This is a genomic window from Clostridium mobile, assembly GCF_018918285.1.
Classification (GTDB): domain Bacteria; phylum Bacillota; class Clostridia; order Clostridiales; family Clostridiaceae; genus Clostridium_AW; species Clostridium_AW mobile.
Genome location: NZ_JAHLQF010000002.1, coordinates 122,770 through 138,413 on the forward strand (window position 1 = coordinate 122,770; position 15,644 = coordinate 138,413).

Sequence of the window (15,644 nt, forward strand, 5' to 3'; positions counted from 1 at the left end):
AAGGAAAAACTATAGGTTAGAATTCGTATGGAAAGGATGAATGATATGTCTTTAAACCATAGTATTTATGTCTATAGTGAAATCGGAAAATTAAAATCTGTTCTTCTTCATTGTCCAGGTGAAGAAATAGAAAACATAGTACCAGATTATCTAAGAAGGCTTTTATTTGATGAGATTGCCTATTTAGATCAGGCCCGCAGAGAACATAATCAATTTGCTGAAATCCTAAGAAATGAAGGGGTAGAAATTATCTATCTTACTGATTTAATGGCAGATGTTTTAGAGGATTCAGAAGTTAGGAATGAATTTTTAAAGGAGTTTATGGAAGAAGGAAAGGTTGTAACAGGAGGACTCCAAGAAGCTATAATGGAGTTTTTTAGCTCTTATACTTCAAAGGAGTTTATAAAAAAATGTATAGCAGGAGTTAGAAAGGAAGAACTTAAACATATTAAACCTAAATCCTTAGGTGATATGATTAAAAATCCATATCCTTTCTACCTTGATCCAATTCCTAATATGTATTTTCAAAGAGACCCTTTTGCATCTATTGGAAGAGGAATTTCTTTAAATGTTATGGCTAATGAAACCAGAAACAGAGAAACTATATTTGCAAAATACATTTTTAAATATCATCCTAGATTTAAAGGTGTACCTAGATGGTATAACAGAGATAAAACCCATCCAATTGAAGGAGGAGATATTTTAGTTCTTTCTGACAAAGTTTTAGCTATAGGAATTAGTGATAGAACTAGGCCAATAGCTATTGAAAGATTAGCTTATAATCTTTTAAACTCCGAGGAAGGTTTTGAAACTGTTTTAGCTTTTGATATTCCAAAGACAAGAGCCTACATGCATTTAGATACAGTATTTACTATGGTTGATTATGATCAGTTTACCATATATCCGGTTATTGAAGAACCTTTAGATGTATATAGTATTACCAGGGGAAAAAACAATGAAATTAATATTAAATATGAACAAGGGGATTTGTCTAATATATTAAAAAAACACTTAAACTTACCAGCGGTAAATTTGATAAGGTGCGGAGATGGTGACAGTATTGCAGCTAGAAGAGAACAATGGAATGATGGAAGTAATACTCTTGCTATATCGCCAGGAAAAGTTGTTTGCTATAATCGTAATCATGTAACAAATAAAGTTTTAAGAAGAAATAACATAGAGGTACTAGAATTTGAATCCTATGAGTTGTCTAGAGGACGTGGAGGCCCAAGATGTATGAGCATGCCTTTAGTTAGAGAAAATCTATAAGAATCGATAAAAATGGAAGAATGGTTAAAGCCATTCTTTTTTTATACTCTACTATTAAAAAGGAATTGGTTGCATATTTACGGTATTTTTATTGGTATAAATATTTGTTATTAGAAACCTGTTATAATATAAAACATATGCTTATAAAGATAAGCAATATCAATGTATTTTATGAAGCAATATATAATAAACTTTTTAAAATAGAAAGGATAAAAGATTAGAATGAGAATAAATAAACTTCTTAGCAATCTTGGTTTTTGTTCTAGGAGAGAAACCAATAGACTTATTGAAGAAAATAGAGTAACAGTAAATGGAGAACTCTGTGAACCAGGGCAATGGGTGGAAGAGGGAGATGTTATTCTTATAGACAATAAGCCAATTCCAGTGAAAGATAAAATTTATATTGTATTGAACAAACCAGTAGGGATTATTTGTACTGCGGCAAAGGAAATAGAAAATAATATAATTAATTTTATAAATTATCCAGAATATATTTTCCCAGTAGGTAGATTGGACAAAGCTTCTCAAGGATTAATATTAATGACCAATGACGGTGATTTAGCAAATAAAATTTTAGAATCGGAAAGTGAACATGAAAAAGAATACATAGTAACTGTTAATAAAACTTTTGATGATGATTTTTTAAAAGGAATGGCTGAAGGTGTAGAAATCCGTGGAGGTAAAACAAGACATTGTAAGGTTACTAGAGTTAATGAAGATACTTTTCGTATTATTCTCACACAGGGACTGAATAAACAAATTCGAAGAATGAGCAAGGTCTTTGGATATACAGTTATACGTTTAGAGCGTATTAGAATTGTTAATATAAAAATAGATGGTATAGATATTGGTAAATGGCGCAATCTTACGGAGGAAGAGGTAGTGGAATTGAGAAATTTGTAAAGGTAATTTTTTGTCATATGAAATAATTTATAAATTTAAAATAAGATAAATACAGGAATTTAAATTTGTAAGATGGCAATAATATCAAGTGATTCTTAGCTTCAGATGGAGTTTGCTTAAAAGGAATACTTACTCCAACTGAAGGTTATTAAGAGATTTCTTAGAAGATTTGCTTCTTAGAAATCCTTATCCTTTAGGGGAAGAACTTATCCAGGGACGTAGCATCAGTTATGCACAGCATAAGAACTCTAAATCGCTGAAGCTCAAGAGTTCTAATATCTCTCACTTGTAGAAAAGCGATGGGAGTATTACGGATGGTAGTCATCGGATAAAATTATATATAAAGAGAGGTACATTAATATGAGTAAAGTATTATATATTAAAGCAAATGCAAAAAAAGACGGGGAATCAAGAACTTTTAGAATTTCTGATAGTTTTATTGAAAAATATAAGGAGCTTAATCCGAATGACGAAATTATAACTTTAGACTTATATCAGGAGGGGATAGGGTTTCTAACAGAGGAAGGAATTAACCTTCATAGACCAAAACCAGGAGAAGGTAAAGAACATCCGATTTTAAAATACGCATATCAATTTGCAGAAGCAGACAAATATATAGTTGCAGCACCATTTTGGAATTTAAGTTTTCCAGCAATTTTAAAGGCATATATAGATTATATATGTGTTACAGGAATTACATTCAAATACACAGCAGAGGGGCCAATAGGGTTATGCCAAGGTAAGAAGGCAGTTCACATTGTTGCAAGAGGTGGCGGATATTCAGAGGAACCAGCGGCAGGATATGAAATGGGAGATAGATATTTGAGAACAATCTTTGGATTCTTGGGAATAACTGATTTTACTACAATAGCAGCAAATAAACTAGATGTTATTGGTGAAGACGTAGAAGCAATTATGCAAGATACGATTGCAGAAGCTCAATATAAGGCAAAAAGTTTTTAGACTTTATTTTATTATATAAGTATTTGAAGAATGAATGATTTAACTTATTTTTTAAAAATAAGCTTATTTTAGAACACAATGAAAAACCGTAATATATATAATTTATTGAATATAAAATAAACCAGTGCTTGAATAACACTGGTTTTACTACTTAAATTAAAAATGATTATATAAAACAGTTTGTGAAATATCCTTCCTTTTTGTATGGTTTGGATGGACTTTTGCATCTTTACTTGGATAGCCTAATGGGAGAATACATACTGGTTCAATATTTGATGGTATATTAAAAGCATTACGAACAGCAATTGGATCAAAATGGCCAACCCATGTTGTGCCTAATCCAAGTTCAGTAGCTTGCAACATCATATGTGTGGCAACAATACTTGCATCGATATCAGTATGAATTTTTCCATCATAGCTACGCTTCCATGCCTCATCTTTGTTAGCACATACAAGTAAAGCTATAGGTGCATTGAAGTGAAAAACTGTACAGTCTTTTAATTTAGCAAGTGCCTCATCACTTTCAATTATTAAAATTCTTTGAGGTTGATAATTTACAGCAGTAGGTGATAATTGACCAGCTTGTAAAATTAAATCTAGTTTTTCTTGTTCAACCTTCTTAACATCAAAATATCTTAAAGAGTATCTTTCCTTTGCTAGTTCTATAAAATTCATAGAAATACCTCCTTATTCTTTTATAAGAATTTTTTCTACTTCAGCTATATATACCGTATGATGATCTTTTTCAGGATACCATTTTTCATCTAGTTCCTTTTTGATAAAGCATTCAGGCTTAAAATCTTGTGCATATAATTTCTTGCATATAATTACAAGATTTGCTTCTTGGAAGTATGGTGTATTGTCTAAATGTTGAATTGTTAAATTAGATTTTGAAATCTTATCTTCATCTCTACCGGATACAGTTCCAAGATAACTTAATTGTTTTTTGAAGCTTTCATCAAAGAATGTTAGAGAAAAAGTATCAGAGTTATCTACAAATTCTTTAGTAAAACGCTGAGGTCTTATAACAATATAAGTTACATTTTTACCCCACATAAAACCAAAACCGCCCCATGCCGCAGTCATTGTATTTACTTTACTATCTTTCTCAGCTGTGATGAGCATCCAATCTCTACCTATAAGTTGAAATGGGCTTTTGTTTAATTCCTCAGGTTTGATTTCTATAAATTTATTCATAGTTATAGTGTCTCCTTTCATGATATAAATTATTTTGCAAAATATTCTTATATAAATTATTATATAAATGATAATAAAAAGATAGTATGCACTTTAATGTAAGATACTAACCAAAAGGAGAGTAATGGAATGGATAAAAAAATAGAAGTAAACTCAGAGCCATTTGAATATACACTATCTGTAATCGGAGGTAAGTGGAAGATGACTATAATGTTTTGGCTACATACATGTGAAGTGTTGCGTTATGGAGAACTAAAGAGATGTGTTAAAGGCATTACTCATAAAATGTTAAGTAGTCAGCTAAAGGAACTTGAGTCTGATGATATTATAGTGCGTAAAGAATATCACCAAGTACCACCAAAAGTAGAGTACTTTTTATCAAAGAAAGGACTATCTCTTATGCCTATTTTAGAAGAGATGTGTAAGTGGGGGCATTTGAATATTGAGGATAGCGATTGTTTAGAATTAAAGAAATAATTGTGTTATTTAAAATATATTTTGAGAGGAGATAATTGATATTAATGATTGACAATGAAAATATAGAGAAGAAATTTAGTAATGAATTAATTCTACTTCATTCAAAGGATCATATTGCCTTTTTCACAGATAAAGTAGATACTCATTATCACAGTCATAATTATATTCAAATTACTATTGGACTTGAGAAAGGTTTTAATATTACTGTAGAAAAGGACTCACTCTATACAGAGGGCATTATTGTAAATTCCAACATTAGTCATAGATTATATGGGTATAATGAATGGCAGTTATATTTATTAATTAACCCAGAATCCCACTTTGGAGAGGCAATAAAAAGAAATTTCTTACAAGAAAAACAAGTATATGTATTAGGAGAAAAGGAGATAAGGGATATTATTCAACTTGATATTCAATCAATGCCAAGAATGATTAATTCCCTAGAATACAGTAAGTTTATAAAAAGATTAAAAGAAGTTTTAAATATATCAAATTATAATCTGCAACATAAAATAGATGATCGTATACAAAAGATTTTAACTTACATAGGAGCTTATCCATTAGATAAATTATCTGTTAAAGAATTGAGTAATATGATTTTTTTATCAGAAAGTAGATTATCGCATTTATTTAAAGAAGAAATTGGCATATCTTTAACCAGCTACATACTACATGAAAAATTAGAAAAAGCTTTTTATCTAATATTTAACGGATTAAATATTACTGATTCAGCCATTGAAGCTGGATTCAGCAGTTCTTCTCATTTTACTCGCACCGTTCGGGACAAGTTAGGAATGGCTCCAAGAGAAATTATAAAAAACAGCAGATATTTGAAAGTATAGTTATAAAAATCCCCTTATAATAAAATAAAAAAGGGTGATTATATGGAGAGGTATTTAAAACAAACCACATTATTAGATTTCAACACGCCGTCTATTCAAGATTTAATTATCAGTAGAGGATGGAAGGAGTTAAAAGAAGAAGAAAAGATTAAAGCGGTTTATGATTTTGTACGAAATGAAATCAAGTTTGGCTACAATAGAAGTGATGATATAATTGCTTCTGAAGTTTTAAAAGATGGATATGGACAATGTAATACAAAAAGTATACTTTTAATGGCTTTGTTAAGAGGTTTAGGTATCCCATGCAGAATTCACGGCTTTTATATAGATAAAAAAATGCAGAAAGGTGCATTAACAGGGATCGCTTATTTATTCGCTCCTAAAAAAATTGTTCATGCTTGGACAGAAGTGTATTTCAATAATCAGTGGGTAGCTTTAGAAGGGGTAATTATTGATGATAAATATCTTGACCAAGTAAAAGATAAACTTTGTAATTTTAATAAAGGCTATATAGGTTATGGGATTTCTGTAGATAACAAAGAAAAGATCAACCTTTGTTGGCAAGGGCAAAGCACATATATTCAAAGTTTTTCTATTACAGATGACTTAGGTATTTTCAATAGTCCTGATGATTTTTTTATGAAATATAATAATACTAGTAACAAAATAAAAAGGCTTTTATTTAATATTTTAAGAAAAAGAATCAATAAGAAATTAGATTGGATCAGATATAGTAAATAATTTTAATGATAAATATAAAAGATAGTAATTATTATACGCATAGTACATTGACAGACATAGTACTATGCGTTATATTATTGTTAGGAGGTGATTTTATTGACTCTTAGCAATGTGAGTAGCGACCTTATAAGGGGTAATATAGATACTATTATACTTTGTGTTTTATGCAATAAAGACAGTTATGGTTATGAGATTATAAAAACTATAAAGGAAAATAGCGGCGGTAAATATGAGTTAAAAGAGCCTACCCTTTATTCTAGCTTAAAAAGATTAGAGACTCAAAACATGGTGGAATCCTATTGGGGAAACGAAAGTCAAGGTGGTAGAAGAAAATATTATAAGATCACCTCAAATGGTTTAGAAATGTATAAGAGTAATTATGAAGCTTGGAAAATTGCTCGGGATGTTATTGATAAATTGATTAAAATTAGATAGGAGGATAGTTTATGAAAGATCTTGAAAAATATGTTGATAGGCTATTTGAAAATTATAAAAAAACAGAGGAAACAGAAGATTTACGTGAAGAAATTTTGAGCAATCTAGAAGCTAGAATTAAGGATAATATGGATAGTGGACTAGAATATAAAAAGGCATATAAAGAAGCTATAAAAAATATTCAAAGTATTGATATGTTTATTGATGATAATAAAAAAATATATATTAATAGATTCAAAAAAGAATTGGCTCAAATAGGAGTTTTATACGCTTTAATTGGATGGATATTGACTATACCATTAAGATTGATATTTAAATCTACGGTAAATAATATTTTCATGATTGCATTGATTTGTACAGGGATAGTATATTTATTTATGATTTACAAAAAAGATGATGAATATTTAAGCCAAACTTCAACAATTGACATGAATGATATTAACACTATAAAAAATTATACTTGGATTGTTTGGGGAATATTTGTACTTTTAATAATGATAGTTAATTTTGGTGTTCGTTTTGCAAGCAATATTTGGTTTTCACGTCCAATTAGAATTGACGGACCCTATCAATTTGCAATGATAGCGGGTGGTTTTTTTATACCTTTGTTATCCATAATAATCCCTCTATTTATAAATAGAGCTTGCAAGTTAATAAATGAATATGAGGTGAATTAATGGTGAAAAGACGCAATTTTATAATAATTATTTTGCTTGTATTTGGCATATCAGCATTTGGAATTACAGAGTTTATTATTAAGCCAAGACAAGAAGAGAAGAGAGCTAAATATCGATTAGAGCAACAAAATTCACTAACACATGATTTTAAAGGACTTTTTAAATATAAAACCAAATACATGGGGGATAGTTCAAATATTGTAAACCTAAATTATTCACTTCCACTAGGTAATGTTCCTAGAACAAATGAAATTGATTCAGATAATCTTGAGTATATAATCAACTATGAAGAAAGTGCATTAAAGATCGGAAAAGAGAAAGTTAAAACTGACTTAATCTACAATGCTACAGCAAATTTTGCCTTGATAGATAATTTAGAAGCAATTACTTTTAATTTTACAGATTCCTCATACAAAATAGCAAGAAATGATGTGGAAGATTGGTATAAGATAGATCTATCTTCTCTTGTAGATGAGACAAAGTGGTCAAAAGAGATTCAAGAAAAGTTAGAGGAAAAAAATTATGTAGATGAATTCTGGAAGGCTAACTTTATGGAGATAAAGGATAGAGTTGCAAGTAGTTTTTAATATGATTTTATAGAATTAATTTTAGAAGAGCTAAATAAAACATTAGATTTATATTTAAGTTTAATAAGCCAATGATACTGTGTAGATATCATTGGCTTTTTTATATAATTTTTTGACTTGAATTTATTCTATTTGACAACTATGTCACAGCGTGATATAGTTTAATTATGATATGTCACACTGTGACATATCACAATTAAATATAGTTAGGGGAGACAGTATGAGTGTGGAAAAGGTATTAAAAGCATTTATCCCAATGACGGAAACCGCATATTATATTCTTCTTTCGCTTACAGAACCAAGGCATGGATATGGAATAATACAGCATGTTGAAAAAATAACTAATGGAAGAATTAGGCTTGGGTCAGGGACTGTATATGGTACATTATCTAAAATGCAAAAGAGTGAAGTTATCTCTGTGTATTCTGATGAGGAACGAAGAACCATATATGAAATAACTGATATAGGGAAAATTTTAATTAAAGAAGAGATCAATAGAATAAAAGAGTTATACAATAATGCACTTACATATGAGGAGTGGTTTTATGAAAAAGATAATTAAACTTTTTTGGAGCTTTAATATTATTAAAATAGAAAAATGGTTATCAGAAAAAGCTTTAGAGGGATACATATTAAAAGATGTAAATATGATAACTAGAGTATTTACTTTTGAAAAAGGGAAAAGTAAAAAACTAACCTATAAAATTTGTTGTGAAGCTAGAGGAACAAAAGATATCCAAAACGCTCTAAAAAAAGATGGATGGTATAAGGTATACAATAAAGGTAAGTGGTTCTTTATTACTAATGAAAAGGAAAAAGAAGAGATAAAAATATATCCATCAAGAGAAAGGTTATTAAAAAGAATCAAAATATTAAAAAGTATATTAGGCTTTATAGTATTATATTATGGAGTAAGTTTTGGGATATTTTTTATACTGTTTGTTCCAGTTATAATTGCATGGATATTTGAATTAGGAAATATACAATATATAAATGAAGCTAGTGAAGAAAGTATAGAATCCGGTGTTTCATATTTTACAAATAAAGATATTTCTGGTGTAGTTTCTGTATTAGTAGTTATTTCTATATTGCTATATTTAATTTTAAAATTAAATACCAGGGAAAAAGAATTAAAGGGAAATTGCACTTCCAATTTAATTATTTCTGATGATAATGTTATATTAGAGGAAGAAGAAGTAAGTCATAAAAAAGGTGTAAAGACGATAAAAAAATTAAAACTTGGATGGATGTACTCACCAGATAAATTGGAAAATTGGTTAGAGAAAATGGAGAGTAGAGGATTTAATTTATATAAAGTAAATAACCTAGGAACTAAATTTTATTTTGCAGAAGGAAAGCCACGTAAAATAAGGTATATTACGGACTATCAAAATTTAGAGAATGAAGCCTGCTATGAAATATATAAACAAGATGGGTGGAAATTAATTTTCAATAGTATGGGAAGTATAACTAAATGGACTATATGGGGAAAAGAATATGTTGATGAACGTCCAGAGATATATTCAGATAAAAGTGATATGCTTAAGCACGCTAAAAAAGTATTAATATCATATTCCACTTGGCTAATTCCAGTTATAATTATGTATATGTTTCAAGTAAAAATGCAAATGACACTAGTTAGGAAATACGGGTATAAAGTATGGGGACTTACATTAATTCCTATGATAGCGGTAATATATTTTTGTTATCTATATTATAATGCTATAGCTTTTTATAATAGAACGAAAAAACAATTGATGATTTAAAAGATTATCATAAAAGGGCAGAGAAAACTTAAATTTCTCTGCTTTTTTTTTATATACTCTTTTATTTGTTGGAAAATATTGTTGACAAAAATCAATAGTAGAATATAATAATATTAACAGTGTTAATATTATTAATAATGTTAATAAAAATAACGGTGTTAATATAAGCGAAGAGGTGGGTTTATGAAAACTTTAATTTTAGTTAATTCTAAATATGGATCAGCTGAAAAGTGTGCAAAGCTTATTATGAAAGACTTAGAAGGAAAAGTAGATATAATAAATTTAAAAAATAAAGAATGCAAAGAGATAGATAGTTATGACACTGTAATTATTGGAGGCTCTGTTTATGCCGGAAGAATGGGAGAAGAGATAAAAAAAATTATTGAAAATAATAAAGAATCTCTATGCAGAAAAAATGTAGGATTATTTATTTGCTGCAAAGAGGAAGGAGAAAAAGCTCAAGAATTTATGAAAGCTAATATTCCACAATGGCTTATCGAAAGAGCTTTTATAAAGGAACATTTAGGCCATGAAATTAATTTAGAAAAAATGAATTTTTTAGAAAGATTTCTTTTAAAAAGCATATTTAAGGTAAAGGAAAGTTACTCAATGATAGACTATGATGCATTAAAGAGGTTAATTGAAAAAATAAACAGAATGGATGTTGTAAATGGATAATAAAGAGATACAAAGACAGAGAATGATGAGATATTTTATAGATGCAGCAAAAGAAATTATTAAGGAAGAAGGAGTAAATGAGCTTACGGTTAGAAAAGTTGGGGAAAAGGCTGGTTATTCTTATGCCACCATATATAATTATTTTAATGATTTAAATACATTGCTTGCATATTGTGCTTTTGATTTTCTTGAAGATTGTTATAGATATGTAGTGAGTTTTAAAGATAAAACAGAAGATTGTAGAGAACGAGTTGGCATATGTGGAGCAGCATATTTTAGGTATTTTGCTGAAAACCCTGATATGTTTCAGATTATATTTTTAGAAGAATTGGGAAAGGGCTCAGAGGAAGTTATTAAAAATTTTACCCAACCTTCAGTAGCTCTCCTTCTTGGTGAAACAATAGTTGAATGTTCTAAGCAAGGTTATATAAGGAAAGAAAAAATTGGATTTTTAGCGGAATTGATTGCATCTTCTATTCATGGAAAGCTTTTATTCTTCTTAAAAGGAAGGAATATAGAAAGTTTAGAGGATATGATCACTTCTATTAAGAATGAAATAGAATTGCTTATTGAACTGGTGGGGTGAAAATGAGCAAAAATAAAGTAATTAGAAGAATTTTAACTGTAATGATAATAGTAGTACTTGGAATGTTTATTACCATTTATATAAGCATTCAAGGTCTTAATAAAAAAATAGGATCAGTAGAAATAAATAATATAGATTTATATAAAGTGAGAGATGGGGAATATAGCGGTGATTACAGTTTTAAAGAAATCATAGCATCTAAAGTTAAAGTAACGGTTGACAACAATAAAATAACGAATATTGATTTAATTGAACACAAATATGGACTTGGGAAAAAGGCAGAAACTATTATTAGTAGAGTTATTGATTCACAAAGTTTAAATGTAGATGTGGTTTCAGGGGCCACAGCTAGTAGTAAAGTTATACTAAAGTCAATAGAAAATGCATTAACAAAAGAAAAGGTCAATTAAGAATGAAATTTTAGCCTAGCTAAAATTTCATTCTTGAAAGGTCTTTAAAAAGTTTCTTGCCGGAGTTGATAGATACTTATTTTTCAACCATACTATAGCTGTTTGTGTAGTTAGAGATGGAGCATTAATCTCCTTAATTTTTAAAGTATCCATTGAAACAAGATTAATCCAAGTAGCTGGTACAATAGCTACTCCTATTCCTTTATTTGCCCAAGACAATATTAATCTAGGGTCATCATTTACACAAAGTATCTTAGGCTGAAAACCTGATTTTTCGCAGGCATCTATTATCATATTCTCATATCTTCTATCTACTAATAAAGGTTGATTTTTTAATTCAGTTAAATATATAGATTCTTCATTTTTACTCCAAGATAAATCAATGCTAGTTGCAGCTACCATTGGTTCGCTTGGCAGATATATTGATTCAAGAATTTCTGGGTTTAATGGTGTTCTTATAATCCCAATTTCTATAACTCTACTTTTTAACATTTCCAATACTTTAAATGTACTACCTTCTCTTATTTGAAAACTTATATTAGGATATTTTTTATGAAAGGTATAAACTCTATCCTCTAGAAGAGTAGCCCCTGCAGTTGCAATGCTGCCGATGGAGAGTGTCCCTTGAATTCCTTCATCAAAATCTTTTAATTCCTTAACTGTGGTTTCTGTCAATTCTAAAATTTGTTCAGCTCTGCGTCGCAACATCAATCCGGCATCAGTTATTTGAAATTTTCTCGTAGTTCTTTCGATTAATTTAACGCCTAATTCATCTTCTAGAAATTTTAATTGTTGACTTAGATAAGGTTGAGCTATATGCAGTCTTTCAGCAGCCTTTGTTATGTTTCCTTCTTCGACAATAGCAAGAAAATAAGTAAGTTGCCTATTATCCATAATTATTATCACTCCATATGTTTATTTATATATATTTTCATATAAGTATAAGAGTTTTTAGATATTTTTAATATATATAATTACCTGATATAATAATATATGAAATAACAAATAAAGTCAAAAGCTAGTAAGAATAATACGAATAGATTGAATAAATAAAAATTAATAGTGTTTGCATTTGTCTAAGTCCATACAAAAAGGAGGGGGCAAAATTAGATTTAAATCTAATTTGTCACATCCTCCTAATCCACCGAATTTTAATTCTGCTGTAATAGGCAGAATTTTTTTTAGCAAAATCCTCTTTTACAAGATTTAATGAATTTAATAATCTGAAACTATTTTACCTGCTTCCGTAAATTCCACTCCCTTAAAGACTCCCGTTAAAAATGTAGAAACAATACTAAAATCTATAAAAGTTAGATTTTAGCATTGTTTTTTTATATGTTTCTATTTTATGAACAAGCATTTAATGTTATATTATAGTTAAGTTATAATTTAGAGTGGAGTGATTTTATGGAGTTAGATAGAGAACCTATTATTAAGATTAGGGATTTATATATGAATTTTGGAGATAAAGAAGTGCTAAAGGGTATAAATCTAGATGTTTATAAGGGTCAAATAATAGGATATATAGGACCTAATGGTGCAGGGAAAAGTACTACAGTTAAAATTATGTTAGGACTTATTGAAGGATACACAGGGAATATTGAGATCTTTGGTGAATCTATAGAAAAAGGAGCCATAGAATATAAAAGAAGAATAGGGTATGTTCCTGAAACTGCAGATATTTATGACAGCCTTACTGCGAATGAATATTTAACATTTATAGGTGAATTATATGGAATGACATCCGATGAAGTGGATAATAAAGCTAAAAGACTTATGAATATATTTGATATAGAAAATGCCTATAATTCTAGAATTTCATCTTATTCTAAAGGGATGAGGCAAAAGGTTGCAATAATATCTAGCTTAATACATAACCCAGATGTATTATTTTTAGATGAACCATTAAGTGGCTTGGATGCAAATACAGTAATTATAGTAAAAGAAATATTATCTAAATTAGCAAGCAAAGGTAAGACTATATTTTATTCTTCTCACATAATGGAGGTAGTTGAAAAGATCAGTAGCAGAATAGTGTTATTGAATGATGGGCAAATAGTAGCAGATGGAAGCTTTGAAGATCTTAAAAATACATGTAGTGAAGGTTCTTTAGAGCAAATATTTAATCAACTCACTGGCTTTAATGAGCATGAAAATAAGGCAGAAGAATTTGTAACTATAATTGAAGAAGGTGAGAGATATGAATGAATCTAAGGTGCTTAAATTTGTAGATAAATTTAAGTTTTTATTCACTAAATTCGGAGTAGATTACAAAACCATGAGAAGCATTCTTCAAATAAAACTAATAATGGATGGTAGAAGAGTACCTACCGTTATAAATAATCATAAAAACAATGAAGAAGGGCAAGGAAATAAATTCTTTAAATCCCTAGTATCATATTTTCTTTTAGGAATAGTTTTAGCTATATTAATGATACCTAAATTCAATACTATGTATCAAATGACCGTATTTTTTGGTATAACAATGTTTATGTTAATTACTACCCTAATTTCAGACTTTTCATCTGTACTTTTAGATTTAAGGGATAAGAATATCATATTTACAAAACCTGTAGATAGCAAAACAATAAATGCAGCTAAAATTACCCACATATTAATATATATGTTTTGTGTTACCACTGCATTAACAGGTTTATCACTTTTAGTATCTCTAAGGCATGGAGTTACATTTTTCCTAATTTTATTTTTTGAAATAATTCTTATAGATATATTTATGATTGCAATTATAGCAGCATTGTACACTTTTATATTAAAGTTTTTCGATGGAGAGAAGTTAAAGGATATAATAAATTATGTTCAAATAATATTAAGCATATTTTTGGCCGTAGGATATCAGCTTATGGGAAGGCTATTTAGTATTGTAGATATAAATGTAGCTTTTAATCCTAAATGGTGGCAATATTTAATTCCTCCAGCTTGGTTTGCAGCACCTTTTGAGATGATTTTAAATAATAACTATAGTAGTTTTATTTTGATTTTATCTTCAATGGCCATAATTATGCCTATTGTTTCTATAGTAATATATATCAATCTTATACCTACGTTTGAAAGAAATTTACAAAAACTCAATAATAATTCTAATTTTACAAATAAAAAGAGAAGGTCAATAAGTGAAAGTATAGCTAACTTAATTTGCTTTAATAAGATTGAAAAAACTTTTTATAAATTCACATGTAATATAATAAAGAATGAAAGAGAATTTAAATTAAAAATATATCCATCTTTAGGATTTGCTATAATATTTCCTTTCATATTTTTGTTTAATAGCATTTCAAGAGAAATGTCATTAAGTGAATGGATTAATCATTTAAGTTCAACAAAATATTATTTCAACATATATTTTTGTGCATTTGCATCTTCTACGGTAATTATGATGATTAAATACTCGGAAAAATATAAAGGGGCATGGATTTATAAAGTAGCTCCTATAAAGGAAATTTCACCAATATTTAAGGGGACCATAAAGGCTTGTTTAGTAAAGCTTATAATTCCAATATATATAGTTGATGCAATTATATTCTCATGGATATTTGGTATTAAGATATTACCACACCTAATTATAGTATTCTTAAATATAATATTGTATGTAATCTTATGTTTTAAGTCATTCAATAAAGCATTACCATTTTCCAAGCAATTTCAAGCTACTCAGGATGGAGAAGGACTAACAAATTTTTTACTAGTTATTGGTTTAGGAATTTTGGTAGGAGTTCATTATGGACTTACTAATCTTGGATTTAATGTTTATCTATATATGGGGATATTAATTATAGGGGTTATTATACTTTGGAAAAATTCATTTAACATATCTTTAGATAGCCTGAATTAGGAAAAAGCATATGGAAATCATATGCTTTTTTTATTATAGAAATCAAGTGATTCTTAGCTTCAGATGGAATTTGCTAAAAAGGAATACCTACTCCAACTGAAGCTTAGAAGAACTTATCCAGGGACGTAGCATCCGTTATGCACAGCATAAGAACTCTAAAACTTTGATTTTATGTGAATCGCTTTCACAGAGTGCGATGGGAGTATTACGGATGGTAGTCATCGGATAAATATAGAAATAAATATAGATATAGCAATGCAGTT

19 protein-coding genes are annotated in these 15,644 nt (G+C 28.8%); 16 read left to right on the forward strand and 3 right to left on the reverse strand.

What is annotated here, in order from left to right:
* Positions 1-27: 27 nt before the first annotated feature.
* From arcA to KQI86_RS06515, 3 genes are all read left to right on the forward strand, one after another.
* Entirely contained in the window at positions 28-1,269 is a 1,242-nt protein-coding gene (arcA, locus tag KQI86_RS06505; RefSeq protein WP_246582707.1) for an arginine deiminase, read from the forward strand.
* A 222-nt stretch (positions 1,270-1,491) separates the two neighbouring features.
* Positions 1,492-2,172 (forward strand): pseudouridine synthase, encoded by a 681-nt coding sequence (locus KQI86_RS06510; RefSeq protein ID WP_216438474.1) that lies wholly within the window; start codon positions 1,492-1,494, stop codon positions 2,170-2,172.
* A gap of 360 nt (positions 2,173-2,532) precedes the next feature.
* On the forward strand, positions 2,533-3,135 hold the full coding sequence (locus KQI86_RS06515; RefSeq protein ID WP_216438475.1) for an FMN-dependent NADH-azoreductase: 603 nt from the start codon (positions 2,533-2,535) through the stop codon (positions 3,133-3,135).
* Positions 3,136-3,291: 156 nt separating this feature from the next.
* Here the strand turns inward: KQI86_RS06515 and KQI86_RS06520 are convergent, their stop codons facing one another.
* Both KQI86_RS06520 and KQI86_RS06525 read right to left on the reverse strand, forming a co-directional pair.
* Positions 3,292-3,810: a nitroreductase family protein gene (locus tag KQI86_RS06520; protein WP_216438476.1), complete on the reverse strand. Its 519-nt coding sequence runs from the start codon at positions 3,808-3,810 to the stop codon at positions 3,292-3,294.
* A gap of 12 nt (positions 3,811-3,822) precedes the next feature.
* The gene (locus tag KQI86_RS06525) at positions 3,823-4,332 is read right to left on the reverse strand and encodes a flavin reductase (RefSeq protein ID WP_216438477.1); all 510 of its coding nucleotides are present in this window, start codon (positions 4,330-4,332) and stop codon (positions 3,823-3,825) included.
* Positions 4,333-4,461: 129 nt separating this feature from the next.
* On the opposite strand from KQI86_RS06525, the gene KQI86_RS06530 reads away from it, so the two are divergent.
* The 11 genes from KQI86_RS06530 to KQI86_RS06580 all read left to right on the forward strand — a co-directional run bounded on the left by KQI86_RS06530 (position 4,462) and on the right by KQI86_RS06580 (position 11,531).
* Entirely contained in the window at positions 4,462-4,809 is a 348-nt protein-coding gene (locus tag KQI86_RS06530; protein ID WP_216438478.1) for a winged helix-turn-helix transcriptional regulator, read from the forward strand.
* 44 nt (positions 4,810-4,853) lie between these two features.
* On the forward strand, positions 4,854-5,651 hold the full coding sequence (locus tag KQI86_RS06535; RefSeq protein WP_216438479.1) for a helix-turn-helix transcriptional regulator: 798 nt from the start codon (positions 4,854-4,856) through the stop codon (positions 5,649-5,651).
* A gap of 42 nt (positions 5,652-5,693) precedes the next feature.
* Positions 5,694-6,392: a transglutaminase-like domain-containing protein gene (locus KQI86_RS06540; RefSeq protein WP_216438480.1), complete on the forward strand. Its 699-nt coding sequence runs from the start codon at positions 5,694-5,696 to the stop codon at positions 6,390-6,392.
* A 96-nt stretch (positions 6,393-6,488) separates the two neighbouring features.
* A complete protein-coding gene (locus tag KQI86_RS06545) occupies positions 6,489-6,827 on the forward strand; it encodes a PadR family transcriptional regulator (protein WP_216438481.1) in 339 nt (112 codons plus the stop codon).
* An 11-nt stretch (positions 6,828-6,838) separates the two neighbouring features.
* Complete coding sequence (locus KQI86_RS06550) at positions 6,839-7,504, forward strand: permease prefix domain 1-containing protein (protein WP_216438482.1); 666 nt, start codon at positions 6,839-6,841, stop codon at positions 7,502-7,504.
* Positions 7,504-8,091 (forward strand): DUF4825 domain-containing protein, encoded by a 588-nt coding sequence (locus tag KQI86_RS06555; RefSeq protein ID WP_216438483.1) that lies wholly within the window; start codon positions 7,504-7,506, stop codon positions 8,089-8,091. The genes KQI86_RS06550 and KQI86_RS06555 overlap by 1 nt, the downstream gene beginning before the upstream one ends.
* A gap of 220 nt (positions 8,092-8,311) precedes the next feature.
* The gene (locus KQI86_RS06560; protein ID WP_216438484.1) at positions 8,312-8,653 is read left to right on the forward strand and encodes a PadR family transcriptional regulator; all 342 of its coding nucleotides are present in this window, start codon (positions 8,312-8,314) and stop codon (positions 8,651-8,653) included.
* Positions 8,637-9,857, forward strand: a complete 1,221-nt coding sequence (locus tag KQI86_RS06565) for a DUF2812 domain-containing protein (protein ID WP_216438485.1) — start codon at positions 8,637-8,639, stop codon at positions 9,855-9,857. Before KQI86_RS06560 ends, KQI86_RS06565 begins: the two co-directional genes overlap by 17 nt.
* Positions 9,858-10,040: 183 nt before the next feature.
* Positions 10,041-10,535, forward strand: coding sequence for a flavodoxin domain-containing protein (locus KQI86_RS06570; protein ID WP_216438486.1), 495 nt, complete (start codon positions 10,041-10,043; stop codon positions 10,533-10,535).
* Positions 10,528-11,121, forward strand: coding sequence for a TetR/AcrR family transcriptional regulator (locus tag KQI86_RS06575; RefSeq protein ID WP_216438487.1), 594 nt, complete (start codon positions 10,528-10,530; stop codon positions 11,119-11,121). Before KQI86_RS06570 ends, KQI86_RS06575 begins: the two co-directional genes overlap by 8 nt.
* 2 nt (positions 11,122-11,123) lie before the next feature.
* Entirely contained in the window at positions 11,124-11,531 is a 408-nt protein-coding gene (locus KQI86_RS06580; protein WP_216438488.1) for an FMN-binding protein, read from the forward strand.
* 27 nt (positions 11,532-11,558) lie between these two features.
* Here the strand turns inward: KQI86_RS06580 and KQI86_RS06585 are convergent, their stop codons facing one another.
* Entirely contained in the window at positions 11,559-12,425 is an 867-nt protein-coding gene (locus tag KQI86_RS06585; RefSeq protein ID WP_216438489.1) for a LysR family transcriptional regulator, read from the reverse strand.
* A 513-nt stretch (positions 12,426-12,938) separates the two neighbouring features.
* On the opposite strand from KQI86_RS06585, the gene KQI86_RS06590 reads away from it, so the two are divergent.
* Together KQI86_RS06590 and KQI86_RS06595 are read left to right on the forward strand one after the other, a co-directional pair.
* Positions 12,939-13,739, forward strand: coding sequence for an ABC transporter ATP-binding protein (locus tag KQI86_RS06590; RefSeq protein ID WP_216438490.1), 801 nt, complete (start codon positions 12,939-12,941; stop codon positions 13,737-13,739).
* The gene (locus tag KQI86_RS06595; RefSeq protein WP_216438491.1) at positions 13,732-15,381 is read left to right on the forward strand and encodes a hypothetical protein; all 1,650 of its coding nucleotides are present in this window, start codon (positions 13,732-13,734) and stop codon (positions 15,379-15,381) included. Before KQI86_RS06590 ends, KQI86_RS06595 begins: the two co-directional genes overlap by 8 nt.
* The last annotated feature ends 263 nt before the right edge of the window (positions 15,382-15,644 follow it).